The sequence below is a fragment of the Pseudomonas sp. FSL R10-2964 genome (assembly GCF_009600035.1).
Lineage (GTDB): Bacteria > Pseudomonadota > Gammaproteobacteria > Pseudomonadales > Pseudomonadaceae > Aquipseudomonas > Aquipseudomonas bubulae.
The window spans coordinates 17669-39975 of the sequence record NZ_WIWH01000044.1 but is presented as its reverse complement, the minus strand read 5'-3'; the positions used below and the strand labels follow the sequence as shown (position 1 = coordinate 39975).

At 59.3% G+C, this 22307-nt stretch carries 19 protein-coding genes, 1 pseudogene and 1 riboswitch; of the genes and pseudogenes, 4 read left to right on the top strand and 16 right to left on the bottom strand.

Annotated elements, in window-relative coordinates:
* Window positions 1–75: 75 nt before the first annotated feature.
* Window positions 76–1293: pseudogene (arnT, locus tag GHN92_RS20715) on the bottom strand (lipid IV(A) 4-amino-4-deoxy-L-arabinosyltransferase); the annotation flags it as partial.
* Window positions 1294–1383: 90 nt separating this feature from the next.
* A complete protein-coding gene (locus GHN92_RS20710; RefSeq protein ID WP_095000252.1) occupies window positions 1384–2043 on the bottom strand; it encodes a metalloregulator ArsR/SmtB family transcription factor in 660 nt (219 codons plus the stop codon).
* Window positions 2044–2167: 124 nt separating this feature from the next.
* On the opposite strand from GHN92_RS20710, the gene GHN92_RS20705 reads away from it, so the two are divergent.
* From GHN92_RS20705 to GHN92_RS20695, 3 genes are all read left to right on the top strand, one after another.
* Entirely contained in the window at window positions 2168–3571 is a 1404-nt protein-coding gene (locus GHN92_RS20705; RefSeq protein ID WP_095000251.1) for an MFS transporter, read from the top strand.
* Between the two features lie 278 nt (window positions 3572–3849).
* Window positions 3850–4455 carry an SCO family protein gene (locus GHN92_RS20700; RefSeq protein WP_016780913.1) on the top strand — a complete coding sequence of 202 codons (606 nt, stop codon included), beginning with the start codon at window positions 3850–3852 and terminating at the stop codon, window positions 4453–4455.
* 29 nt (window positions 4456–4484) lie between these two features.
* Window positions 4485–4949, top strand: coding sequence for a copper chaperone PCu(A)C (locus GHN92_RS20695; RefSeq protein WP_095026266.1), 465 nt, complete (start codon window positions 4485–4487; stop codon window positions 4947–4949).
* Window positions 4950–5010: 61 nt separating this feature from the next.
* On the opposite strand, the gene GHN92_RS20690 is transcribed toward GHN92_RS20695, so the two are convergent.
* The 8 genes from GHN92_RS20690 to GHN92_RS20655 all read right to left on the bottom strand — a co-directional run bounded on the left by GHN92_RS20690 (window position 5011) and on the right by GHN92_RS20655 (window position 13312).
* Window positions 5011–6354: an OprD family porin gene (locus GHN92_RS20690; protein WP_095000248.1), complete on the bottom strand. Its 1344-nt coding sequence runs from the start codon at window positions 6352–6354 to the stop codon at window positions 5011–5013.
* Complete coding sequence (locus GHN92_RS20685) at window positions 6351–6791, bottom strand: pseudoazurin (RefSeq protein WP_095000247.1); 441 nt, start codon at window positions 6789–6791, stop codon at window positions 6351–6353. The genes GHN92_RS20690 and GHN92_RS20685 overlap by 4 nt, the downstream gene beginning before the upstream one ends.
* A gap of 22 nt (window positions 6792–6813) precedes the next feature.
* Window positions 6814–7575, bottom strand: coding sequence for an ABC transporter ATP-binding protein (locus GHN92_RS20680; RefSeq protein ID WP_153381021.1), 762 nt, complete (start codon window positions 7573–7575; stop codon window positions 6814–6816).
* Complete coding sequence (locus GHN92_RS20675; RefSeq protein WP_153381019.1) at window positions 7572–8588, bottom strand: iron ABC transporter permease; 1017 nt, start codon at window positions 8586–8588, stop codon at window positions 7572–7574. The genes GHN92_RS20680 and GHN92_RS20675 overlap by 4 nt, the downstream gene beginning before the upstream one ends.
* Window positions 8585–9598 (bottom strand): ABC transporter substrate-binding protein, encoded by a 1014-nt coding sequence (locus GHN92_RS20670; RefSeq protein ID WP_095024681.1) that lies wholly within the window; start codon window positions 9596–9598, stop codon window positions 8585–8587. The genes GHN92_RS20675 and GHN92_RS20670 overlap by 4 nt, the downstream gene beginning before the upstream one ends.
* Window positions 9599–9713: 115 nt before the next feature.
* A riboswitch (cobalamin riboswitch) is annotated at window positions 9714–9912 on the bottom strand.
* A gap of 33 nt (window positions 9913–9945) precedes the next feature.
* Window positions 9946–11103, bottom strand: coding sequence for a DUF1624 domain-containing protein (locus tag GHN92_RS20665; RefSeq protein ID WP_095019936.1), 1158 nt, complete (start codon window positions 11101–11103; stop codon window positions 9946–9948).
* 102 nt (window positions 11104–11205) lie between these two features.
* Complete coding sequence (locus GHN92_RS20660; RefSeq protein ID WP_095019175.1) at window positions 11206–12504, bottom strand: MFS transporter; 1299 nt, start codon at window positions 12502–12504, stop codon at window positions 11206–11208.
* 34 nt (window positions 12505–12538) lie between these two features.
* A complete protein-coding gene (locus GHN92_RS20655; protein WP_095000241.1) occupies window positions 12539–13312 on the bottom strand; it encodes an SDR family NAD(P)-dependent oxidoreductase in 774 nt (257 codons plus the stop codon).
* 182 nt (window positions 13313–13494) lie between these two features.
* Here GHN92_RS20655 and GHN92_RS20650 point away from each other — a divergent pair, with 182 nt between their 5' ends.
* The gene (locus GHN92_RS20650) at window positions 13495–13830 is read left to right on the top strand and encodes an RcnB family protein (protein WP_095000240.1); all 336 of its coding nucleotides are present in this window, start codon (window positions 13495–13497) and stop codon (window positions 13828–13830) included.
* Window positions 13831–13925: 95 nt separating this feature from the next.
* On the opposite strand, the gene GHN92_RS20645 is transcribed toward GHN92_RS20650, so the two are convergent.
* The 6 genes from GHN92_RS20645 to GHN92_RS20620 all read right to left on the bottom strand — a co-directional run bounded on the left by GHN92_RS20645 (window position 13926) and on the right by GHN92_RS20620 (window position 22289).
* Entirely contained in the window at window positions 13926–14429 is a 504-nt protein-coding gene (locus tag GHN92_RS20645) for a PaaI family thioesterase (protein ID WP_095000239.1), read from the bottom strand.
* A 77-nt stretch (window positions 14430–14506) separates the two neighbouring features.
* The gene (locus GHN92_RS20640) at window positions 14507–14953 is read right to left on the bottom strand and encodes a MaoC/PaaZ C-terminal domain-containing protein (protein WP_095000238.1); all 447 of its coding nucleotides are present in this window, start codon (window positions 14951–14953) and stop codon (window positions 14507–14509) included.
* Window positions 14950–16587: an AMP-binding protein gene (locus GHN92_RS20635; protein WP_153381017.1), complete on the bottom strand. Its 1638-nt coding sequence runs from the start codon at window positions 16585–16587 to the stop codon at window positions 14950–14952. The genes GHN92_RS20640 and GHN92_RS20635 overlap by 4 nt, the downstream gene beginning before the upstream one ends.
* A gap of 29 nt (window positions 16588–16616) precedes the next feature.
* Entirely contained in the window at window positions 16617–18002 is a 1386-nt protein-coding gene (locus GHN92_RS20630) for a GntP family permease (protein ID WP_095000237.1), read from the bottom strand.
* 105 nt (window positions 18003–18107) lie between these two features.
* On the bottom strand, window positions 18108–21167 hold the full coding sequence (locus GHN92_RS20625; protein WP_153381015.1) for an efflux RND transporter permease subunit: 3060 nt from the start codon (window positions 21165–21167) through the stop codon (window positions 18108–18110).
* Window positions 21168–21176: 9 nt separating this feature from the next.
* A complete protein-coding gene (locus GHN92_RS20620) occupies window positions 21177–22289 on the bottom strand; it encodes an efflux RND transporter periplasmic adaptor subunit (RefSeq protein WP_178102666.1) in 1113 nt (370 codons plus the stop codon).
* Window positions 22290–22307 lie beyond the last annotated feature (18 nt).

Here is a 22307-nt window from a genome sequence, read left to right as displayed (position 1 = left end):
CAACAAGTTTTGCGGCGATGGTCTCATTGGCCTGCGCTATGCGGTGCTTGCGACAATACTTTACGTACAGAGCCTAAGCAGCCAGCCCAGCAACACGATATAGGCCAGAGACAGGCTGAACACCTCGGTGTTCTCATACACCGGGCGACTGAATTGCAGGTAAGCCAGTCCAACCAGGCCGGCAACCGCCAATAGCACATTCAACAGGCCGTTGATACGCAGGGTGCGGCCCTTTGCCTGTTCAATCCATGAAACCACGGCTCGGCCCATCAGCAGCGCCAAAGGCAGCAGGCACGGCATGATGTAGGTGGGCAGCTTGCCCTTGCTCATGCTGAAGATGGCCAGTGGCAGCAGCATCCACAACAGCAGAAAGCCGATCGCAGGTTGGCGCTTGTGTTTCCAGGCATCCATCAGGGTTTTCGGCAGCAAGGCCGCCCAGGGCAGGCTGGCGGCCAACAGGATCGGCAGGTAGAACCACCAGGGTTGGGTATGTTGTGCATCGGCCGCGCTGAAACGGCGTACGTGTTCGTTCCAGAAAAAAAACTGCCAGAAGTCCGGTTCCTGATGGTGGATCGCCAGCGCCCACGGCAGGCAGACAGCCACTGCGACAAGGATCGCCAACGGGCCATGGCTCAGCACTTCCTTGACGCGCCGCTGCCACAAGGCATAGGGAGCGGCGATCAACACGGGCAGTAACCAGGCCAGAAACCCCTTGGTCATAAAGCCCATGCCGCAGGCCACGCCCAGCACGGCCCAGGCACCGATGCGCGCGCGGCGGGTGGTGCTGTCAAAGGCATACCAGAGTGCTACCAGACTGAGGTTGACCCAGAAGGTGAACTGCGGGTCGAGGTTGGCATAGCCGGCTTGCCCGGCCACCAGTCCAAAACTCATATACAGCAGTGCGCTGGCAAAACGCTTGCGCGGGTCATGCCACAGGCGCCCGGCAATCAGCCATGCCAGCCAGACACTCAGCCCGGTACTCAGTGCCGAGGCGATCCGCACACCAAACAGGTTGTCACCGAATACAGCTTGCCCGATGGCGATCATCCAGTAACCGGCAACCGGCTTCTCGAAATAGCGCAAGCCCATAAAGTGTGGGGCTACCCAGTTGCCGCTATGGAGCATTTCCTGGCTGATCTGGGCATAGCGGGTTTCGTCAGGTATCCATAAGCCGTGGCTCATCAGCGGCAAAAGATAAAATACGACAAAAGCCAGGATCAAACCGGGTATTGCCCAGCGCTCAACACCTCGAGTGCGGGTATTGCAAGGTACAACGCCAGCCATGCTTTCCATCTGCGCGCCTGTTATCGACGTAAGTTATGGCCAGCACGTTAATCGGGAGGAAGTGGCGGAGAGGTGAAGCCTATGTGAAAAAAATGCGCGTCAAGCAGGGGTTACCCGATACACGCAACGGCGACTGCCTGTGATCATGTGTTCTGTTCGCTCAACCTGCCCCGAGTCCCCGATGGCCGCCTGGAACACTTGCAACTCTGCCCGGCAAAAGCCCTGGCATTGCTGCGCTGCAACACAGATCGGGCAGTGATTTTCGATGATCAGCCAGTTCTCGCCTTCAGCTTCCATGCTCGCCATATACCCGGCGCTGTCGCGTATGGCCACCAGCACCTGAACTTTCTCTTGCAGGTTTCGCCCTTGCTCACAGGCTGCAACGTATTCGCGGGTATTGGCCAGTTCCATGCTCTCGACCACTTTGTCGATCCCTTCATTGCCGTAGATCAGCTTGATTGAATCAATCAACTGCGCCGTGAGCTGCGCATGGGTATTGGGGAATCTGGCTTGAGCGGCATCGGTCAACACCCATTTTTGCGAAGGGCGCCCGGCCCCAACCGGCGGCATCAGGCAGCCAACGATCATGGCGCCGTCTACCAGCTTCTGGACCTGCTGGCGCGCAGCTTCCGGGGTGATATCGAGCATTGCCCCAAGATCCGCGGTTTTCAGCGGCCCGCGGGTTTTCAGCAGAAACAGGATCCGCTCGGCAGTGGCACCGTTGTTGCGTGCAGCATCAGGGGAGTCAGTCGCGAGCATAGAACAAAGCCATCAGGGTAATGAGGTTTATGGGGGGATCATACCGCCTGGAGGATAAATAATTACCAAAGCATTTACTTTTATAATAGGCTGATTGCATCGAAATGGAACTCAAGGAAGGGAAATGACAACGGCATCGGGATGGTCGGCATTGCTATGGGGCCGCAACGGGCTGCGATCGGTGGCACTGGCAGGCGGAGTGGCGTTGCATGCCATCAACGTGTATCTGGTGACAACCATCTTGCCCTCGGTGGTCAAGGATATCGGCGGGCTGGATTACTACGCCTGGAACACCACACTGTTTGTGGTGGCCTCGATCATTGGCTCGGTAGTGTCGGCCAAATGCCTGTCGGCCCTTGGCCCCAGGCTCGCGTATAGCCTCGCCGGGCTGGTCTTTGCGCTGGGTTGCGGGGTGTGCAGCAGCGCCCCTGACATGGCCGTGCTGGTGTTGGGGCGCACCATTCAAGGCCTTGGCGGCGGACTGTTGTTTGCCCTGCCATATTCAATGATCCGACTGGTGTTCAACCAAACCCTGTGGCCAAGGGCAATGGCCCTGATTTCAGGAATGTGGGGCGCCGCGACCTTGATTGGCCCGGCCGTTGGCGGGGTGTTTGCGCAGTACGATGCCTGGCGTGCAGCATTCTGGGCACTGATCCCGGTGACCCTGCTGTTTATGCTGCTGGCCTGGGCCATGCTGCCCGGAAAAAGCGCCGAGGCATCACCTCGTCTGGTCTTGCCCTGGCTGCAACTGTTGCTGTTGACTGGCGTGGTGATGGCGATTGCCCTGGGCAGCATCAAGCCATCGCCGCTGTATAACGCGCTTGGGCTGGTGATCGGGCTGGTACTGCTGTATGCCGTGTACCGTGTTGAAAGCAGCGACAGGCACCGCATGTTGCCCAAGCACAGCCTGAGCCCTGGCAGTGCGCTATTGCCGATCTATCTGTCGATGAGCCTGATGGTCATTGGCATGACCAGCGAAGTGTTTGTACCGTACTTCTTGCAGGTTTTGCATCTGCAAACCCCGCTGGTGGCGGGCTATATTGCAGCACTGATGGCGGGCGGCTGGACCCTTGGTGCGCTTTACAGCAGCGGCATGGCGCTGGCATCTGCCAACCGGGCAATCTGCTGCGGCCCCGTATTTGTGGTGTCTGGGCTGGCACTGGCGGCTGTCTGTGTGCCGCAAAGCGGCAGTTCATTGATCAGCCTGACCGGCGTTTCCCTGGCAATGATCGGCGTCGGTACAGGGATCGGGCTGGCGTGGCCGCATCTGCTTACCCGAGTACTGGCCAATGTGCCTGAAAGCGAAAAGGACATTGCCGGTGCGTCCATTACCACCGTGCAACTGATTGCCACGGCGATTGGCGCGGCACTGGCGGGGATGATTGCCAATATGGCCGGTTTATCCGCTCCGGGTGGCGTGGAGGGTGCCGCCAATGCTGCGGCCTGGCTCTTTGGCCTGTATGCCGTGTTGTCTGCGTTGCTGTTTATAACGGTGCGACAGGTGATTGCCCATAGTGCAAAGCGCTGAATCCGCCAGAAATCATGCCTGTGTCGATTTGTCGCAGGCATTGCTGCATCCCCCGGTTTTACAGGCTGCCGGCGCTGTAGTGCACCATTGAGGGGCGTGACTGCCGTGCGACAGCCTAGCGACAGTGGTAAATTCTGCGCCCATGCAACACGTCTACCCCACAGCAATCGTGCGCGCCAAGCCGGTCACTCCTGGCATCGGGCAGCGTACACACCTGCCTGATAATACGCAGGTTAAAGGCCTTTTCCGTTGGAAAAGGCCGCTTAAAGGAACCTGACATGAATGATTTACTGACTCGCCGCCGCGTAGTCACCGGTCTTGGCTTGCTCAGCCTGGGCTTGATCGCAGGTTGCGACCCTGGCAGCGGTTTGTCATACAAGTACGGCAAAGACCTCAGCAATGAAATCCTCGGGCGCAAGTTCAAGCTCAGGGATGCTCAAGGCAACGAGATGATGCTGGGTAGTTTTCGCGGGATGATGCCGATGATTTTCTTCGGCTTTACCCAGTGCCCGGCCGTGTGCCCGACCGCCCTGGCCCGTGCCGCCCAGGCGAAGAAAATGATGGGCCCCGACGGCGACCGCTTGCAGGTGGTGTTTATCACCCTGGACCCGGAGCGCGACAAGCCGGCGATGCTTGATGCCTATGTAAAAGCCTTTGACCCGAGCTTTATTGCCTTGTCCGGCACCCTGGAAGAAACCGCGGCTACGGCCAAGGAATTCAAGGTGTTTTACGAGAAGATCCCTACCGGTGACTCTTACACCCTGTCTCACACCGCAACCAGTTTCGTTTTCGATTCCCGTGGTGTGTTGCGTCTTGGCCTGTCGCCTTCACTGTCAGCCAAGCAGTGTGCCGAAGACCTGCTCACCGTGATGTCAGTCTGCTAATCCTGTGCACTTTGGAATGAGCCAACCCTATGAAGCCTGTTAAGTATCTACTGTTGTCACTGCTGGGCATGAGCCTGCACGTTTCTGCGCAAACCGTTGTTGATGATGCCTGGGTGCGCGCCACCGTGGCCGGTCAGCCTTCGACCGGTGCCTTTATGCACATTACTTCGAGCACCGACAGCAAGCTGGTTGAAGTCCGTTCTCCGGTAGCCAAGACCGTACAGATCCACGAATCGAAGATGCAAAACGACGTGATGAGCATGCAGCCAGTGACATCGGTAGCGCTACCGGCGGGCAAGGGCGTGGCCATCGAACCTGAGGGCTACCATGTGATGCTGATTGACCTGGTCAATCAGGTCAAAGCCGGTGACCAGGTACCTTTGACCCTTATTGTTGAAGACAGCAAAGGGGTCAAGGAACAGATTGAGGTGAAGGCCGAGGCGCGTGCACTCAATAGCATGCCGATGCACCACGATCATGGTTCGATGCACTGATTCGCAGTTAAACGCCGTAGCAGCAGCCTCGTTCCTTCGGCAGCTGCTACGGTTGGTTTACCTAAAACCGGCCCGTCAGCGGGTATTCGACCGCCAGGCGTATCTGGTCCGCATCCAGTTCGGCCTGTGCGGTATTGCCGCGATGGACATTATGTCGCAATGACATGATGGTGCCCTTGGCTGCACCGCTCTGCACCACATAGCGCGCTTCGAGATCCCGTTCCCAGTGCTTTCCGCCTTTGCCATAGCCCAGGTACGCATAGCCGCCCCGCGGATCCACATGGCTGCCGTCAATCTGGCTACCTCGCACATACGCTGCGCTGAACACCAGCCCCGGCATACCCCAGGGTGTCATCGCCAGGTCGTAACGCGCTTGCCATGATTGTTCGTTAGGTGCGTTGAAGTCAGATAGCTGGACCGCATTGGTCAGGAAAATCGCGCCCCGTGTCACATAATCAAATGGCGTGTTGCCATGCACTTTCTGATAGCCCACGCTGAAACTGTGCGGGCCCTGGGCATAGGTGCTCAGCAAACTCCAGGTGGTGTTATCGATATTGCCCGACAGCGCCTTGCCTTCATCGGTTGTGCGGTACAGGTTGAGGTTCAGCGACAGCGAGCGGTTTTCATCCAGCGCGTGGCTGAAGACGGCGCCCAGGTAATGCTGGTTCCAGGTGTCTTCGTAGCGCGAGGTGTAAAGGCTGGCGCTGAGGTTTTTGCTCGGGGTATACACCAGCCCGGCCAGGTCGAATGCATTGCCTTTGGGGCCATTGGAATAATTGACCACAAAGCCCTGATTGTGGCTGCTGGCATTGCGGTCGGTGCTTTCGGTGAAATGCCCACCGACCATTTTAAGGGCATTGAACTCGTTGCTGGTGAGGAACACCCCCGTGGCCGTTTCCGGCAGCAAGCGGCTGTCGGATGAGCTGAACACCGGGGTCTTGACCCGCTGCTCACCCCAGGACAGCACCGTGTTGGACATACGCAGCTTGAGCGCCGCGCCACCTCGGCCGTAGTTGTCCTTGGGGTAGCCGTCGTTGTCCAGCCCAAGCAGGCGGGCCTTGCCGGCGCGACCGCCGCCACTGTCCAGCTTGAGGCCCATATAGGCGTGGGCATCCACCCCGACACCGATCAGGCCCTGGGTAAAGCCTGATTGCAAGGTGCCCATCAAGCCGTAGGCCCACTCTTCGGCATAGCCATTGCGATCGGAGCGCGATTTATAGGCATTGCGTGCGCCGCTGTTGCTGGCTCCGTGGCGATACTCACGGCTGTCGTAGACCGTACGGTTGACCACACTCCAGGTGCTGTCTTCAATAAAGCCCTTGGCTTGCTCCTGGGCCGACTCCGCCACGGCCAGGGGGCTGGCGAGGGCGATCAGGATCGCGGAGCGCGTACCCACGGCACTCATTTCGCCACCTGCTGCTGTTGCAGTGCAGCAGTCAAACGGTCCAGTGCGCGTTTGGGTAACGTGGCGGGCAGCACCGGGGGCTCGGCAGAAGGTTCGCCCACCTGAATCAGCATGACCATGCCCATGGCCAGGTGCGGGGTGCATTGAATGCCGTAGAGGCCGGGCACGCTGAAGGTTTGCTCTACCTCCTGGTTGATCTTGCCCTTGAACGGTTGCGCACCTTCAGGCAGCAGTCCGGGCAGTGTGGCCGCATTGTGGCCGCTTTGTGTGGGGATGAACCTGACCGTGTCGCCGGGGGCGATCTGCAGGTAATCCGGTTCATAGACCATACCGGCCGTGGCACTGCGGGTGAGCATTTTCACTTCGTGGGTTTGTGCCAGTGCCGAAGTACAGAGCAGGGCAGTGGTCAGCAGCAGGGTAAGGGATGAAATACGCATGGGTGGCTCTCTTAAATAGTATTCAAACGCACATACGCAGGATCTGCGCGCCGTCAAAAGGGTCAGTCAGGTAATGCGCCTGTACCCCGAATGTGCTCTGCAGCCGTTGCGTGGTCAGGACTTCAAGGGGTTTACCAAGCGCCATCAAGCGGCCACGTTCAAGAATCGCCAGGCGATCACAGCTCAGGGCCTGATTGAGGTCGTGCATGGCGATCAGGGTGGTCACGGGCAGGGCATGTATGGTTTTTAATATGGCCAGCTGATGCTGGATATCCAGATGATTGGCGGGCTCATCCAGCAACAGGATTTGCGGGCGCTGGGCCAGGGCCCGGGCGATATGCACGCGTTGTCGCTCACCACCCGAGAGCCCGCGCCAGGTACGGTTGCGCAGATGCGTAGCATCCACATCGGCCAGTGCCTGCTCGACAATGGCCGTGTCCCCGGCTGACCACGGGCTTAGCGCCGACAGCCAGGGTGTACGGCCCAGCGCGACGGCATCAAAAACGCCAATGCTGTCGTGGGTGTCGGCATGCTGCTCGACCACCGCCAGGGTTTGCGCAATGTTGCGCTGGCTCATTTTGCGCAGCGCTTGCCCGTGCAGTAAAATCTGGCCCTGGCCGGGCACCCGCAGGTTGGCCAGCAGCTTGAGCAATGTGGACTTGCCGGAGCCGTTGGGCCCGACTATCCCCAGGGTTTCGCCGCGCTGCACACTGAGGGTGATGCCCTGCAACAGCTGGGTATCACCCACGCGGTAACTCAGGTTGCTACAACTCAGTACCGTCATCGTGCATGTCTCCGGCCGATCAGGATCAGCGCAAATACGGGCGCGCCCACCAGGGCAGTGACCACGCCGACGGGAATCACCTGGCCTTTTATCAAGGTGCGTGACAGCACATCGGCGGCAATCAGGAACAAGGCCCCGCCCAGGGCGCTGACGGGCAGCAGGCGGCCATGCCCGGTACCGGCCAGCAAGCGCACGGCGTGGGGAATGACCAGCCCGACAAAACCGATGGAGCCTACAATCGACACCATCACCGCCGTCACCAGCGCCGTACAACTGATCAGCAATAGCTGCACCCGGCGCACCGGGATACCCAATGAGGCCGCAGAGTCAGCACCAAAGGTGAACGCATCCAGCGCCCGTCGATGCCACAGGCACACCGCCAGCCCCAGCACCGCAACAGGCACTGCCAGCCATACCGAAGGCCAGCGCACGCCACTGAGGTTGCCCAGCAACCAGAACATGATCCCGCGAGCCTGCTCGGAACTGGCCGATTTGGTGATCAGGAAGGCAGTGATTGCGTTGAACAACTGAGAACCGGCAATGCCTGCCAGGATGATCTGGGCACTTACACCGGAGGGCCCGCTGGCCCGTGCCAGCAGAATAACCAGGGCAAAGGCGCAAATCGCCCCGGCAAAGGCCCCGGCCGACAGTGAAATGGCCCCGGCGCCCAGGCCAAGCACCGCGACCACAACGGCACCTGTGGACGCCCCGGCAGAAATGCCCAGCAGGTAGGGGTCGGCCAGCGGGTTGCGCAGCAAGGACTGCAATACCACGCCGCAGATGGCCAGCCCCGCACCGCAGGCCGCGGCCACCAGAGCTCGGGTCAGGCGATAGTTCCAGACAATGCCTTCGTCGATCGGGTCCAGTGCATGCCCGGCGCCCCACAGTTTGTTGGCCAGTACCTGCAGCACCACATCGGGTGCGATCGGAGTTTCACCGATAGCGACCCCGGCGAGTACAGCCAGCAGCAGTGCTGTACAGGCGGCGAAGGCAGTGATCAACCGTGCAGTCATTTAGGCAGGTCGTGGCGGCTGATCGCAGTTGCGAGTGTTTCGATGCCGTCGAACAGGCGCAGGCTGGCCTGCATCCCGTGGGCATCGAGGACAATGATGCGGTTGTTTTTCACGGCATCCATATTGCGGGTTACCGGGTCGGTACGCAGGAATTCAAGTTTTTTCTCGACGTCATCCGCCGGGAAGCGTCGGCGATCCATGCGCGCGATGACCAAAAATGTCGGGTTGGCCTTGGCCAGGGTTTCCCAGCCGACAGTTGGCCATTCTTCATCGGACTCCACCACATTGCGCACGCCCAGGGTGTTGAGCATAAAGTCGGGGATACCCTTGCGCCCGGCAACATATGGGTCGATATCCATGTCCGCACTGGAGAACCAGAACAGCGCACTGGTGGCGCTCAGGTCCTTGCCCTTGAGCGAGGCAATGGATTTTTCCAGGCTCGCCTTGAGCTGGTTGTTCAGTTGTTCACCGCGCGCCTGCACATCGAAGATCTCTGCCAGCTGGCTGATGCTCTTGTAGACAGTGTCGATACTGAATGGCTGCATGCGCGTGCCGTCGGCGCCAACCAGGTTGTCTTTGCCCTCGCAGTCAGAAGGCATCAGGTAAGTCGGTATCTTCAGTTCGTGAAACTGCTCGCGGGTGCCCACCACACCCTGCGGCCCCACCATCCACTCCAGCTGCACGACCACCAGCTCCGGGCGTTTCCCAATGACGGCTTCAAAGCTCGGGTCATTGTCGGCCAGGCGCTCAACCTTGTCGTTCTGTGCCTGGTATTGCACGGGGACATCGTTGAACCACAAAGAAGTACCCACCAGCCTGTCACCAAGGCCCAGGGCATAGAGCATTTCGGTGCCGGCCTGGCCAATGGTTACCGCGCTTTTGGGGGCATGCTCAAACGTCAGCGGGGTGGCGCAGTTCTGCAGGGTCAGGGGGTATTGCGTGGGGGTCGCATGAGCCAGGGCCGGCAAGGCCAGCGTGACCATGAGCGTAACAACGCGGTGCAACAGCATGATGCAATCTCCATTTGATCGTACACGGGGCATAGGTGCACGGACGGGAATGCATCATCGGGTACTGCTGCAGCAACAGTACAAAGCAGGATGCCTCCCCGGACACCCCGCCGGTTAGTGTGTGGACTTTGCCGGCAGGTCTCCTGACTGATGGGTCATCGCTTGCTCCAGCCTTCCCGGGGGGTATCCCAGTGGCAATCTTGGAGCAGGCTCGTCATCTACAGTTGCGGGGGCAGTTCCGTTGGGTGCTGAAAAAGCACTGCGGATTCCCTTTTAACCCCCCGCTAGGGGGGACCGGCGGCGAGATGATAATCGATCCTGTTGGGCAAAGGGGGGCGCCGTCAGAATCAGAAATACTTGAGCCAGGTGATATCCCGCCGGCGGGCTTTCAAGTTGGCGAACCAGCGCACCGGCAAATACAACGAAATGGCCAGCAGCACGGCCGTTAACCACACCGCCCCGATACTGTCGAAACCGAAATAGTTGCCCTGATTCAAGCCAAACAGGGCAACACTGGCCAGGTACAGCACTTTGAGTGCATACAGATGCAACAGATAGAAAAACATCGGGGCTGCGCCAAACACGGCCAGGGTGCTGATCCACTTGCGCTGTTGCGCCCGCTCAAACGTCAGCAACAGCAACAGGCCCACACCCAGGGTCAAGGCGAGAAACAACAGCGAAGGCGGGTATTTAGTGATATTGAAAAAACTCATCACGCTGTGCATGGCGGAGTCATGGCTTGCCCAGGGGGCTTCGCCATAGCCATTGAACAAACGCAGCAGCATAAAGCCGAGCAGGGCGCCACTGCCCGCCAGCAACAGATAGCGCTGGCGCAGGGCTGGCGGGGTGGAGCGGGTGAACCAGGGGCCCAGGCAATAACCCAGAGCAATCACGCCGATCCACGGCAACACCGGATAGGACGTGCGCATGCGCAAGCTGTCGCCCACTTCAATCCAGCCGCGATCATGCAAAATCGCCCAGGGCACATGCATCATCGAGCCCGCCGCAAAATGCAGGTTATCCAGCAGATTGTGCCCGGCGATGATTCCCAGGCCAAGTATCAGCAAGACCGGGCGTGGCAGCCACACCAGGGCGGCAAGGGCGATCATGCTGACGCCAATGGCCCAGATGACCTGCATGTAGATCACCGACGGCGGCAACTGGAAAGTCCAGGCGAAGTTGACCAGAGTGAACTCCAGCAGCACCAGAAACAGCCCGCGCTTGAACAGGAACGCCGAAACATCGCGTTTGCCCTGATACTTTTCGCCATACAGATACGCCGACAGACCGGTCAGCAAGACAAACACCGGCGCACACAGATGGGCCAGGGTACGGCTGAAGAACAGTGCAGGGTCGGTGATCTCGATATTCATCGGGTCGGCTACTTGCCGGTGCAGGAAGAATGTCTCGCGCACGTGGTCCAGCAGCATAAAGAGGATAACCAGGCCCCGCAGGGCATCGATGGACAGCAGGCGCTGATTCAAGGGGGGAGTAGGGAGGGTCATTGAAGGGTCGCTGGCAAGGGAATGTTATAAAGTACTGATACTGTATAACATTCCCTGTTTCGCTGTCACCCCTTTGAGAAACACTCTCAAAGCTGAATATGTCTAGCGCAGCACTTTCACCCAGGCCATCAGCAATGCCGAAGACAGCACCCCGGCCGTCATAAAGATATACGCCGCCCCCGGATTGCCGGTAAGGCCGATCAGGTAGCCCACGATCCAGGAGCCGACAAAGGCCCCCAGGGCGCCACAGGCATTGATCAGGCCAATGGCTCCGCCGAACACGTTCGAAGGAATAATCTCCGGTATCAGTGCGAAAAAAGGCCCATAAGGTGCGTAAAGTGCAGCACCGGCAATAGTCAGCAAAGCAAACGACAACCAGAAATGTGAAGACCCGAGCAGGAACGAGCAGAAGAAGGCCAGCGCCCCCAGGGCCAGCAGCGGCCAGATGAAGGGTTTGCGCTGCTGGGTTTTGTCCGAAGCCCAGGACACAGCCAGCATCGTCGCTACCGCTGCGACATAAGGAACTGCGCTTAGCCAGCCAACTGTCACGATGTCCGCCGCCGCTGCCTGTTTGATAATGCTCGGCAGCCACATGATAAAACCGTACACGCCAATGCTCCACAGCGCATGCACACAGCACAACTGGATCACCACAGGGCTGGTAAACGCCTGACGGTAATTGCGCACTTGCTGCATGCCTTTCTGTTCATCAGCCAGGGTCGCGGCCAGTCGGGCTTTTTCCTGTGGCGTCAACCAGTTCACCTGTTCAGGCCTGTCTCGCGCCATGCGCCACCAGACGAAGGCCCAGAGCACCGCTGGCGCGCCTTCAATGATGAACATTTCGCGCCAGCCCCAGGCCTGGATCAGGTAGCCGGACAGTACCGACATCCACAATACGGTCACCGGGTTGCCCAGCACCAGGAAGGTATTGGCCCGCGAGCGCTCTTTGCGGGTGAACCAGTTGCTGATGAAAATCAGCATGGCCGGCATCACGGCCGCTTCGACAATGCCCAGGGAAACCCGAATAAACATCAGCATCGGGATATTGGTCACCAACCCCGTGGCCATGGCGCAAAAGCCCCACAGGATCAGGCTCCAGAACACCAGTTTGCGCACGCTGTACTTCTGCGCGTAGATCGCCCCCGGTACCTGGAAGAAAAAGTAACCGAGAAAAAACAGCGCACCGATCAGCGAGGACATGCCCTTGGTGATGCCCAGGTCCTGCTCGATGCCCGCCGCACTGGCAAAGCCGTAGTTGGCCCGGTCCAGGTAGGCCAGGCTGTAAGTAATGAATATCAGCGGGATCAGATACAGCCAGCGTTTGGTCGCGAAGCCCTGGGTCTTGACCTGCGCACTGCCGATCTCGCTCAAGGGCAGTGCTGGTTCTTTAAGCGTGCTCATGGGGTGTTCCTTGTTATTGTTTTTCAGGTGCGGGTCAAACAACGCTGGTCAGGCCCCCGTCCACAAACAGGGTTTGCCCGTTGATAAAGTCCGAAGCCGGCGAAGCCAGGAACACCGCGGCTCCGCACAGCTCATCAACCCGGCCCCAGCGGCCAGCCGGGGTGCGCTTGCACAGCCACTCGGAAAACTCCTGGTTATCGACCAGGGCGCGATTCATTTCGGTGGCAAAATAGCCCGGGGCCAGGCCATTGGCCTGGATGCCATGCCGTGCCCACTCGGCGCACATGCCTTTGGTGAGCATCTTCACTGCGCCTTTGGAGGCGGCATAAGGGGCGATGGTCGGGCGTGCCAGCTGGCTTTGCACCGAGCAGATATTGATGATCTTGCCGCGACCGCGGGCGATCATGTGCCGCGCAACAGCTTGGGAAACATGGAACACACCGTCCAGGTTGGTGCGCATCACGTCGTGCCAGTCGCTGGCGCTGAAGTCCTCCAGTGGCGCACGACGCTGGATGCCGGCGTTGTTGACCAGAATATCGATGGCCCCGACATCGCTCTCAAAGGTGTTGATCGCGGCTAGCAATTGCTCGCGGTCGGTCACATCGAAGGCCACGGATTCAGCCTTCAGCCCTTCGTCGCGCAGTTGAGCGGCCACGGCACGAGATTTATCGATATTGCGAGTGTTGATCACCACCGTTGCGCCAGCTGCGCCCAGGCCGCGGGCCAGTTCAAGCCCGATACCCTGGCCTGATCCGGTGATCAGGGCCCGACGTCCCTCAAGCTTGAAGCTGTTGATATTGAATGACATGCTGTTCTCCACAAATGGCCGTTTATTATTTTCAGCGGCCTTGTGGTTACTTCACCTCAAGCTATAAGTGCAGTCCAATCGTCATTGCTGATCTCGTGATCAATATTCTTGATTAAGATATTGGAACGTACTGCAGTGAGGGCTTGTCCATAAAGCCTGTACTCCCATACGTTGAGGTGAACATGCGCAGCTTGATTTCTGCATCAATAATGGCCGGTCTTTTGTGCGCCATGCCTTACGCAGCACAGGCTGATGACGACAAACCCGGGGACTGCAAGCCGGGGCAGATACTGGCTGAGTCCATGGACCTGAGCAGTTGCTATGGCAACGGCGACAAGGCGCCTGATCAATTCATCCGGGACGCGGAGGCGATCAAGGACTGGCACGCCCGGGGCCTGCCAAAACCTGATGAACATGAACAGTGGGTGCAAATCAGCGGCCACTATGTGCTGGTCAATCGCGTCAATGCGGTGATCAAGGAGATCCGCACCAAAGACGCCAGAGTCCTGAGTAAATAACGGCTGGATCCCGGACCAGTCAGCTCCCACCGATTGCGCTGCTGGCAATCAGGGTGGGAGCGAGCTTGCTCGCGATGATGTCACGCCGATCAGCTTTAACCCGCAGCGCGGCCATGGGCTGCCGTGGCCAGTTGCCCGGTGTCGACCCGTACGAAAATCGAATCGCCCACCGCCGTCAGCACATCCCCGGCATAGACCTCGCATATAATCCGCGTTTTACGCCCCACGTCGCCTTCCACCCGGGCCCGCAAGGTCAGCGGCACGCCCATGGGCGTCGGTTTGATAAATTTGATTCCCAGGTTGCCCGTGACGCAATTGATCCGCGGCAGGCTGGCCGCATCGCGCTGCTCCATGCGGTAGTGATAAGCCATGGCCGTCCAGTTCGAATGGCAGTCCACCAGCATGGCGATCATGCCGCCGTATACCAGTTCGGGCCAACCGCAATATTTGGGGTCCGGCAGGTGTTCGGCGATCACATGCACACCGTCTGCGTGCCAGTAACTCTTGATATGCAAGCCGTGAGGGTTGTGGCTGCCGCAGCCATAACAGACTCCATCGGGGGCTGCGGTGTCTTGCAGAGAGGTCGTTAGCCGGGACATATCATATTCATCCTCAAGGACCCGCCGACTTGTCGTGGCGGGCAATGTTCACAGCCAGCCGGGCTGTTGGAAAAGGTCTAAACCGGCGTCCGATTGCTGAGCAAAATCTTGCCGCTGGCCTCGGCAATCTGCTCGCCGCGCTGGTTGCTGCAATAGCCGCTGAGTATCGCAATACCGCCATTGCTGCGGGGTTTGTCGAGAGTTTCGGTAATGGTCCATTCGACACTCAGGGTGTCGCCTGCAAACACCGGAGCGATAAACCGGCAGTTATGCTCAAGGTAGGCCACGGCGGTGCCGTAGAAGTACATGCCGATGGAAGCAGACATGAAGGCGCTGGTCATTGGCCCATGCAGGATCGGTCGACCGAAACGGCTGCTGGCACAAAATTGGGCATCGCTGTGCAACGGGTTGAAGTCACCAAACATGCCGCAGGCACGGCTGATGTGTGACGCATCGATGGTCAGCGACTGGCCAAACGTTTCGCCCCGGGTAATTTCGTCGAAAGCCTTTCCTAGAAAATTCATGCTTGCAGCTCCATCGCAGTACGTTGTTCTTCCAGTTCGCGCAGGGCCTTGCGAATGATTTTGCCCGTCGTGGTCATGGGCAGTTCGTCTAGGAATTCAATTTCACGGGGGTACTCATGGGCGGCCAGTTGTGCGCGAACATGCGCCTGCAGCTCGCGTATGGTGTTGTTGCTGGCGGCGTAGCCGTGGTTGAGGACGACAAACGCCTTGACCACCTCGGTACGAATCGGATCTTTCTTGCCGATAGCCGCCGCCATTTTCACCGCCGGATGCTTGATCAGGCAGTCTTCGATGGGGGTCGGTCCGATGCGATAGCCTGCGCTGGTGATGACGTCATCGTTGCGTCCAAGGAAGAAGATATAGCCATCCTCATCCATCGAACCCTTGTCGCCCGTCACCAGCCAGCCGTTGAGGTATTTCTCGGCAGTGGCCTGGCTGTTTTCCCAATAGCGCAGCATCTGGCTGCCGTTGGGCGTGGCCACGGCAATATGCCCTGAACCACCTGTGGGCACGGGCACGCCATAGTCGTCGACGATGGCCACGTCAAACCCCTCGACCGCGCGGCCAATGGCATGGGGGCGGTAGATCCCCTGGCTGGCGCAGGAGGACACCACCAGATTGCATTCGGTCTGGCCATAAAATTCATTGATGCGCACGCCCAGCGCCTGGTCGCCCCAGGCCAACAGTTCATCACCCAGTGACTCGCCACCACTGGCAACCGACCGCAGCGCGAGATGCCAGCGCTGTTGCGGGTTTTCGACAGGGCGTAACAGCTTGAGGGCGGTGGGCGGGAAGAAGACATTTTTAATCTGCAATGCTTCAATCAGGGCAAATACGTCTTCAGGTACAAACTTGTCAGCGCGGTGGGCCACCACCGGCACGCCGTGATACCAGGCAGGTAGCAGCACATCGAGCAACCCGCCAATCCATGCCCAGTCTGCCGGGGTCCACATCCGGTCACCGGGCTGGGGGAAGTCGTCGTGTGAATTGCGCACGCCGGGCAAATGCCCGAGCAACACGCGATGGGCATGCAAAGCGCCTTTAGGATGGCCGGTGGTGCCGGAGGTGTAGATGATCAGTGCCGGATCCTCGGCCGCCGTATCGAGGGTCTCGAACTGGTCACTGTGGCACTGCAGTTGCTCATGGTAATCAAGCACGTCATTACGATGCGCGGGTGCATCGATAACGTAGCACAGCTGTAAGTGGGCAAGGCCGGCACGAATTCCGTCGATCTTCTGCAGGCCGCTGGCGTCGGTGATCAGCGCACGCATTGAACAGTTCGAAGCGCGATGTTCGATGGCGTCCGCACCGAACAGCTTGAACAGCGGAACCGCAATGGCGCCCAGCTTGTACAGCGCGATATGGGCGGTGCCGGCCTCCAGGCCTTGAGGGAGCATGATCCCGACCCTGTCACCTGCGTTGATACCTTGTGCGCGCAAACTGTTGGCCAGGCGGTTGGCCTGTTGTTGCAAGGCCAAAAAGCTGTGGTATTGAACCGTGCCATCGGCATTTTTCTGGATGATCGCAATGCGTTCGGGGTCGTCAGCCCAGCGGTCACAGCAAGCCCGGGCAATATTGAAACGCTGCGAAGCATCCCGTTGCGGGTCGCTGGGAGAGAGAGGTGCCGTGTTCATGGTCGAGTCCTTGTTGTTATGCGCCATGGTCAGAAGCTGCCGAACGTTGAACCCAGCACCATGACCACCAGCAAGGCGGTCATGGGCACAACGGTCGTCATCATGAAAATTTGCGGGTAGGACTGGCGGTGCGTAAGGTTACAAATTGCCAGTAAGGTGATCACCGCGCCCGAGTGGGGCAGGGTGTCCAGGCCGCCGGCAGCAATGGTAGCGACCCGGTGAAACAGGTCGGGGCTGATGCCCGCGGCTTCGATCATGCGCAGATAGTCCGCGCCCAGGGTGCGGAAGGCGATGCTCAGGCCTCCGGACGAGGAGCCGGTAATGCCTGCCAGCACGTTCATGCTGAGCACGGCCGAAATCAGCGGATGCTCCGGCGAGACATTGAGGATGGTGTCCTTGATCAGCGCAAATCCGGCCATACCGGCGATCACCGCGCCATAGGCCACTTCCGAAGCTGTGTTGAAGATCGGCAGCAGGGCGCCGATGGTGCCCTTGTTGAGGGTGACCGTCAGGTTGTCCCAGCGGCGCCAGTTGAGCAGGATCACAAATACGATTGCGCACATCAGGGCCAACAGCACGGACCACAGCCCTATGACGCTCACCGGGTCGATATTGCCAAAGCGCTCTTCACGCAAAACGCTGAGGTCCAGGGCAGGCAGGATCCAGTAGCTGAACGCCGCGTTCAGGCCGATCACCACGATTATCGGCAGCAGGGCTACGAGCAGTCCGGGTTTTTTTATGCTGGCATTCGACGCTATTTCGTCGTCATGGGGGCCGTAGCCTTCACCCTTGGCCATGGCCTTGCGGGCTCGCGATTGCAGCATCCAGCTGCCCATCCACAGCATGACGATCGACGCGATGATGCCCAGGCCCGGGGCGGCGAAGGTGGTGGTGCCCAGATAAGCCGTGGGAATCGAGTTCTGTATCGACGGTGCGCCAGGCAGCGCGGTCATGGTGAAGGTAAAGGCCCCCAGCGCGATGGCCGCTGGCATATAGCGTTTTGGCGTGCCGGACTCACGAAAAATTGCCGCCCCGATCGGGTATACGGCAAAGGCCACCACAAACAGCGATACGCCACCGTAGGTCAACAGCGCACAGGCCAGCACTACGGTGAGAATTGCATGGCGATGGCCGAGTTTGCGCATAAACCAGTCAGCGATGGTATGCGCTGCTCCGGAGTCGGCGACCAGCTTGCCGAACAGGGCACCGAGTATGAACAGGGGGAAAAACTTGATCACATAGAGCCCCAGCTCCTTCATGAACAGCTGGGTAAAGGTGGGCATGATATCTGCGGCTGCCCCGCTGAGAAGAACGGCCAGCGCGGCCATCAACGGCGCCAGGATCAAAACCGTCACGCCCCGGTAGGCGAAAAACATCAACAACAGAAGGGATATCAGTATCGCCATCGTGCTCATGGGTGGCTCTCTTATAATTATTGTTTTGGCTTGTTTTTGTGCTTACGTTTACGTTTGCGTCAACCTAGAGCACGTATGCGACCCTGTCAACCTTGCCCCCTGTATTCATCCGCCGCGCGGATCTGTCGAGGGTCGTGCAGCCTGGAGGTGATGGCTGGAACCGATAAACATATACATCGCCGGCACCATGAACAGCGTCAGCAGGGTGCCGATAGACAGCCCGGCGAAGATCACCAGACCCATGTCATGGCGCCCTGCAGCCCCGGCACCGGAAGCCCAGACCAGCGGCACCACGCCCAGTACCATCGCGGCCGTGGTCATCAGGATCGGCCGCAGACGCACGCCGGCGGCTTCCTCAATGGCCTCACGCTTGCTGCGGCCTGCGCTTTGCAGTTCATTGGCAAATTGCACGATCAGGATCCCGTGCTTGGTGATCAGCCCCAGCAGCGTCACCAGGCCCACCTGGGTGTAAACATTGATCGAGGCAAAGCCCATGGTAATAAAGGCCAGCGCACCAAACAGTGCCGGCGGCACCGAGAACAGAATGACCACCGGATCGCGGAAGCTTTCGAACTGGAAGGCCAGGGCCAGGTAGACGATTAATATCGAGAACAGCAGCAAGCCGACAAAGCCGCCGGACTCTTGCATGAACTGACGCGACTCGCCGGAAAAGTCCGAGGTGTAACCCGAGGGCGCAATGTCGCTCAGGATAGTGTTGAGCCTGGCCAGCAACTCGCCCTGGGCCACACCGCTGACGCCCGAGAGGGTCGCCGAGTTCAACTGCTGGAAGTGATTGATCGACTCGGGTTGTGTCGAGGTCTCGATATGCGCCACCGTGCGCGCCGGGATCATCACACCGGCGGGCGTACGGATGTAGTAATCGAGAATCTGCTCGGGGTTGAGCCGGTCAACCTGCAGTACTTGCGGGATGACTTTGTATGAGCGCCCGGCGGTCGAGAAGTAATTGACGTAGTTGCCACCCAATGCAGCTGACAGGGCTGCGCCGACATCTGCCTGGGTCATGCCCAGTGCGGCAATTTTTTCCCGGTCGACCACCAGTCTGGCCTGCGGTTTGTCCAGTTTCAGGTCCATGTCGGCAAACCAGAACAGCTGTTGCTTCTGGGCTTCGGCCATCACGGCCTGAGCCACTTCATTGAGGTTTTCTACCGAGTCGGTGGTGGTGATCACAAACTGCACCGGCAATCCCTGGGCGCCCGGTAACGAAGGCAATGGGAAGGCAGCGACGGTGGCCCCCGGCACCTGATTCCATTTTTGCTGAAGATCGAAGATCAGCTCGGCCTGGGAGCGTGTGCGCTCGCTCCAGGGCTTGAGCAAGACCCCGCCCAGGCCCTGATTGAGGGCGGGCAGCCCGGTCAGCTGGAACATCTGCGCGTATTCAGGCTCCTTGCTGGCGATCTGAAACGCCTGGTCGGCAATGCGCTCCATCTGTTGCGGTGCAGCTGTCGGCGGGCCTTTGATCATCATGAACACCAGCCCTTGGTCTTCGGTCGGTGACAGTTCGCTTTTGGCGGTCATGCCACTGGCGGCGACCAGTACAAACAGGACAAAGCCAAAGGTCACCAGCACCGGCCAACTATCCAGACCGGCTGACAAAACGCGATGGTAACGCCCGCGCAGCCAGTCAAAACACTGATCGAGCCGGCGCGCGAAGCGACCTTCATCCTGCCCGGGTTGCAATAGCCGGGAGGTCATCATCGGTGACAGCGTCAAGGCCACCACTGCCGATACGGTTACCGCACCGGCCAGGGAAAAACAGAACTCCTTGAACAGTGCCCCCGTCAAGCCGCTGCGCAGCCCGATCGGCACATAGGCGGCAATCAGCACCACCGTCATCGCGATGATCGGGCCGCCCAGTTCACGCGCCGCCATCAACGCGGCTTCAAATACACCTTTGCCTTGCTCCTTGATATGCCGGTCGACGTTTTCCACCACGATAATCGCGTCGTCCACCACCAGACCAATGGCCAGAACCAATGCAAGCAAGGTCAGCAGGTTTATCGAGTAACCCAGCAGGTACATGACAAAGAAGGTGCCGACCAGCGACAGCGGTATCGCCACCAGTGGCACTATCACCGCGCGGAATGAGCCGAGGAACAGGTAGATGACCACCGACACTATGACCAAAGCTTCCGCCAGGGTCTTGACCACCTCGATAATCGAAGTATTGATGAACGCCGTGGAGTCATAAACAATTTCGCCGCGCACGCCTGCAGGCAATTGCGCTTGCAGTTCGGGGAAGGCGTCGCGCACGCTGCTGGCAACGCTGAGGATATTGGCATTGGGCGCGGCCTTGATACCGACGAACACCGAACGTTTGCCGGAAAACGCCACGCTGCTGTCGTAGCTTTCTGCACCCAGGGTCACAGTGGCGACATCTTCCAGGTACACCAGGGCATCGTCGTTGTTCTTGATCACCAGCCGCTTGAATTCATCCACCGTGTGCAAGTCGGTTCCGGCCGTCAGGTCTACCGTGACCATTTGCCCGCGGGTTGAACCCACGGCAGACAGGTAGTTGTTGTTGGCCAGCGCCGCGACTACGTCCTGGGCGGTGACGTTATGGGCCGCCAGTTTGTCCGGGTCCAGCCAGGCACGCAGGGCGAACTGGCGCCCACCGAGGATTTCTGCGGTTTGCACGCCCTGGATCGAGTCGAGCTTGGGTTTGACCACCCGCACCAGATAATCGGTGATGTTATTGGTGGGCAGGGTGTCGCTGTAGAACCCCAGGTACATGGCATCCGTGGTTTGCCCCACCGCAACCGACAGCACCGGTTCCTGGGCCTGGGCCGGTAGCTGGTTCTTGACCGAGTTGACCTGGGTGTTGATCTCGGTCAGGGCCTTGCTGGCGTCGAAGTTCAGCCGCAGCGTGGCGGTAATGGTCGAGACCCCGGTAATACTCGACGAAGACAGATAATCGATGCCCTGGGCCTGGGCGATCGCCGACTCCAGTGGCTGGGTGATAAACCCGGCAACTGTGGCTGCATCGGCGCCGTAGTAGGCGGTAGTAATAGTGACCACCGCATTTTCGGTTCGCGGCCATTGGTTGACCGGCAATTCGAAGATCGAACGTAGCCCCAGGATCAGGATAAACAGCGAAACCACTACGGCCCAGACCGGGCGCTGGATAAAGGTATCGGTGAGCTTCATGGGTCACCTTTAATGTTCTTGAGGCGTTGGCGCCGCATCGTTGAGCGGCGCAGCACTGTTGTCGATCTGCACCGGTGAGCCATTTTTGAGTTTCATCTGACCACTGGTGATCAACAGGTCGCCTTCCTTCACACCGGACAGGATGGCGACCTGATCGCCACGGGTCGGTCCGGTCTTGATAAAGGTCTGTTGCGCCGTGAGAACGTCTTCACCCTTGTCGTTCTTGCTCGACAGCGCGATAAAAACGGTGGTGCCGTAGGGGTTATAGGTGACGGCTGTCTGTGGCACGGTCAGGTAGCGCAGCACCGCCCCCGAGTCGACAACTGCGCGGGCAAACATGCCGGGCACCAGGTTTTTCCCGGGGTTGGCAACGCTGGCTTCGACCGTGACGTTACGCGTGGTCGGGTCGAAGCGGGTGTCTATGGTGCTGACGCGCCCCGTGAATGTCTGGTTGGAGAGGCCGTCGGCGGTCACCGATACTTTTTGGCCGACAGCAATGGCTTCCAGTTGGGTCTGGGGCACGTTGAAGTCGATATAGATGGGGTCGAAGGTTTGCAACGTGGCGATTTTGTCACCGGGGTTGAGGTATTGCCCGGGGTTGACAGCAGTAATGCCTATACGCCCGGCAAAGGGCGCACGAATGGTTTTTTGCGCCACCAGCGCCCGCTGCTGTTCTGCGGCGGCCAGTTTGGCTTTGAGGTCTGCGTTGTCGGTGTCCACTTGCGCCTGGGACACGGCGTTGACCGCCAGTTGTGCGCGGTCACGCTTGAGGACGATGGCGGCCAGGTCCGCCGTGGCTTCCAGCGAATGGAGCAGGGCGATGTCCGAATCAGCATTCAATTGAACCAGCAGCGCCTGTGCTGCCACTTCCTGGCCCGGTGTAAAACCGATGCTGCGCACAATGCCACCCGCTTCGGTGGTCACATCGACCCCGCGCACGGCTTTTATCGAGCCCACGGCGGTCACCGTCGGCTGCCAGTCGTCGAACGGTACTTGTATGGCGGTGACGACGGCGGCGGGCAAGGGCTGCTTTGCCTGGGCAATCATGGCTGAGATCTGCGCGAACTTGACCCCGGCAATGATCGCGACAATCACCAGCACCACCCCGATCATGATAAGCATCGGCCGCCACAGCCTGCG

What these genes read in the sequence shown, in the direction of transcription:
- GHN92_RS20710 (WP_095000252.1), bottom strand. Translation starts at nt 2,043, where the DNA reads ATGCTCGCGACTGACTCCCCTGATGCTGCACGCAACAACGGTGCCACT.
- GHN92_RS20705 (WP_095000251.1), top strand. Translation starts at nt 2,168, where the DNA reads ATGACAACGGCATCGGGATGGTCGGCATTGCTATGGGGCCGCAACGGG.
- GHN92_RS20700 (WP_016780913.1), top strand. Translation starts at nt 3,850, where the DNA reads ATGAATGATTTACTGACTCGCCGCCGCGTAGTCACCGGTCTTGGCTTG.
- GHN92_RS20695 (WP_095026266.1), top strand. Translation starts at nt 4,485, where the DNA reads ATGAAGCCTGTTAAGTATCTACTGTTGTCACTGCTGGGCATGAGCCTG.
- GHN92_RS20690 (WP_095000248.1), bottom strand. Translation starts at nt 6,354, where the DNA reads ATGAGTGCCGTGGGTACGCGCTCCGCGATCCTGATCGCCCTCGCCAGC.
- GHN92_RS20685 (WP_095000247.1), bottom strand. Translation starts at nt 6,791, where the DNA reads ATGCGTATTTCATCCCTTACCCTGCTGCTGACCACTGCCCTGCTCTGT.
- GHN92_RS20680 (WP_153381021.1), bottom strand. Translation starts at nt 7,575, where the DNA reads ATGACGGTACTGAGTTGTAGCAACCTGAGTTACCGCGTGGGTGATACC.
- GHN92_RS20675 (WP_153381019.1), bottom strand. Translation starts at nt 8,588, where the DNA reads ATGACTGCACGGTTGATCACTGCCTTCGCCGCCTGTACAGCACTGCTG.
- GHN92_RS20670 (WP_095024681.1), bottom strand. Translation starts at nt 9,598, where the DNA reads ATGCTGTTGCACCGCGTTGTTACGCTCATGGTCACGCTGGCCTTGCCG.
- GHN92_RS20665 (WP_095019936.1), bottom strand. Translation starts at nt 11,103, where the DNA reads ATGACCCTCCCTACTCCCCCCTTGAATCAGCGCCTGCTGTCCATCGAT.
- GHN92_RS20660 (WP_095019175.1), bottom strand. Translation starts at nt 12,504, where the DNA reads ATGAGCACGCTTAAAGAACCAGCACTGCCCTTGAGCGAGATCGGCAGT.
- GHN92_RS20655 (WP_095000241.1), bottom strand. Translation starts at nt 13,312, where the DNA reads ATGTCATTCAATATCAACAGCTTCAAGCTTGAGGGACGTCGGGCCCTG.
- GHN92_RS20650 (WP_095000240.1), top strand. Translation starts at nt 13,495, where the DNA reads ATGCGCAGCTTGATTTCTGCATCAATAATGGCCGGTCTTTTGTGCGCC.
- GHN92_RS20645 (WP_095000239.1), bottom strand. Translation starts at nt 14,429, where the DNA reads ATGTCCCGGCTAACGACCTCTCTGCAAGACACCGCAGCCCCCGATGGA.
- GHN92_RS20640 (WP_095000238.1), bottom strand. Translation starts at nt 14,953, where the DNA reads ATGAATTTTCTAGGAAAGGCTTTCGACGAAATTACCCGGGGCGAAACG.
- GHN92_RS20635 (WP_153381017.1), bottom strand. Translation starts at nt 16,587, where the DNA reads ATGAACACGGCACCTCTCTCTCCCAGCGACCCGCAACGGGATGCTTCG.
- GHN92_RS20630 (WP_095000237.1), bottom strand. Translation starts at nt 18,002, where the DNA reads ATGAGCACGATGGCGATACTGATATCCCTTCTGTTGTTGATGTTTTTC.
- GHN92_RS20625 (WP_153381015.1), bottom strand. Translation starts at nt 21,167, where the DNA reads ATGAAGCTCACCGATACCTTTATCCAGCGCCCGGTCTGGGCCGTAGTG.
- GHN92_RS20620 (WP_178102666.1), bottom strand. Translation starts at nt 22,289, where the DNA reads ATGCTTATCATGATCGGGGTGGTGCTGGTGATTGTCGCGATCATTGCC.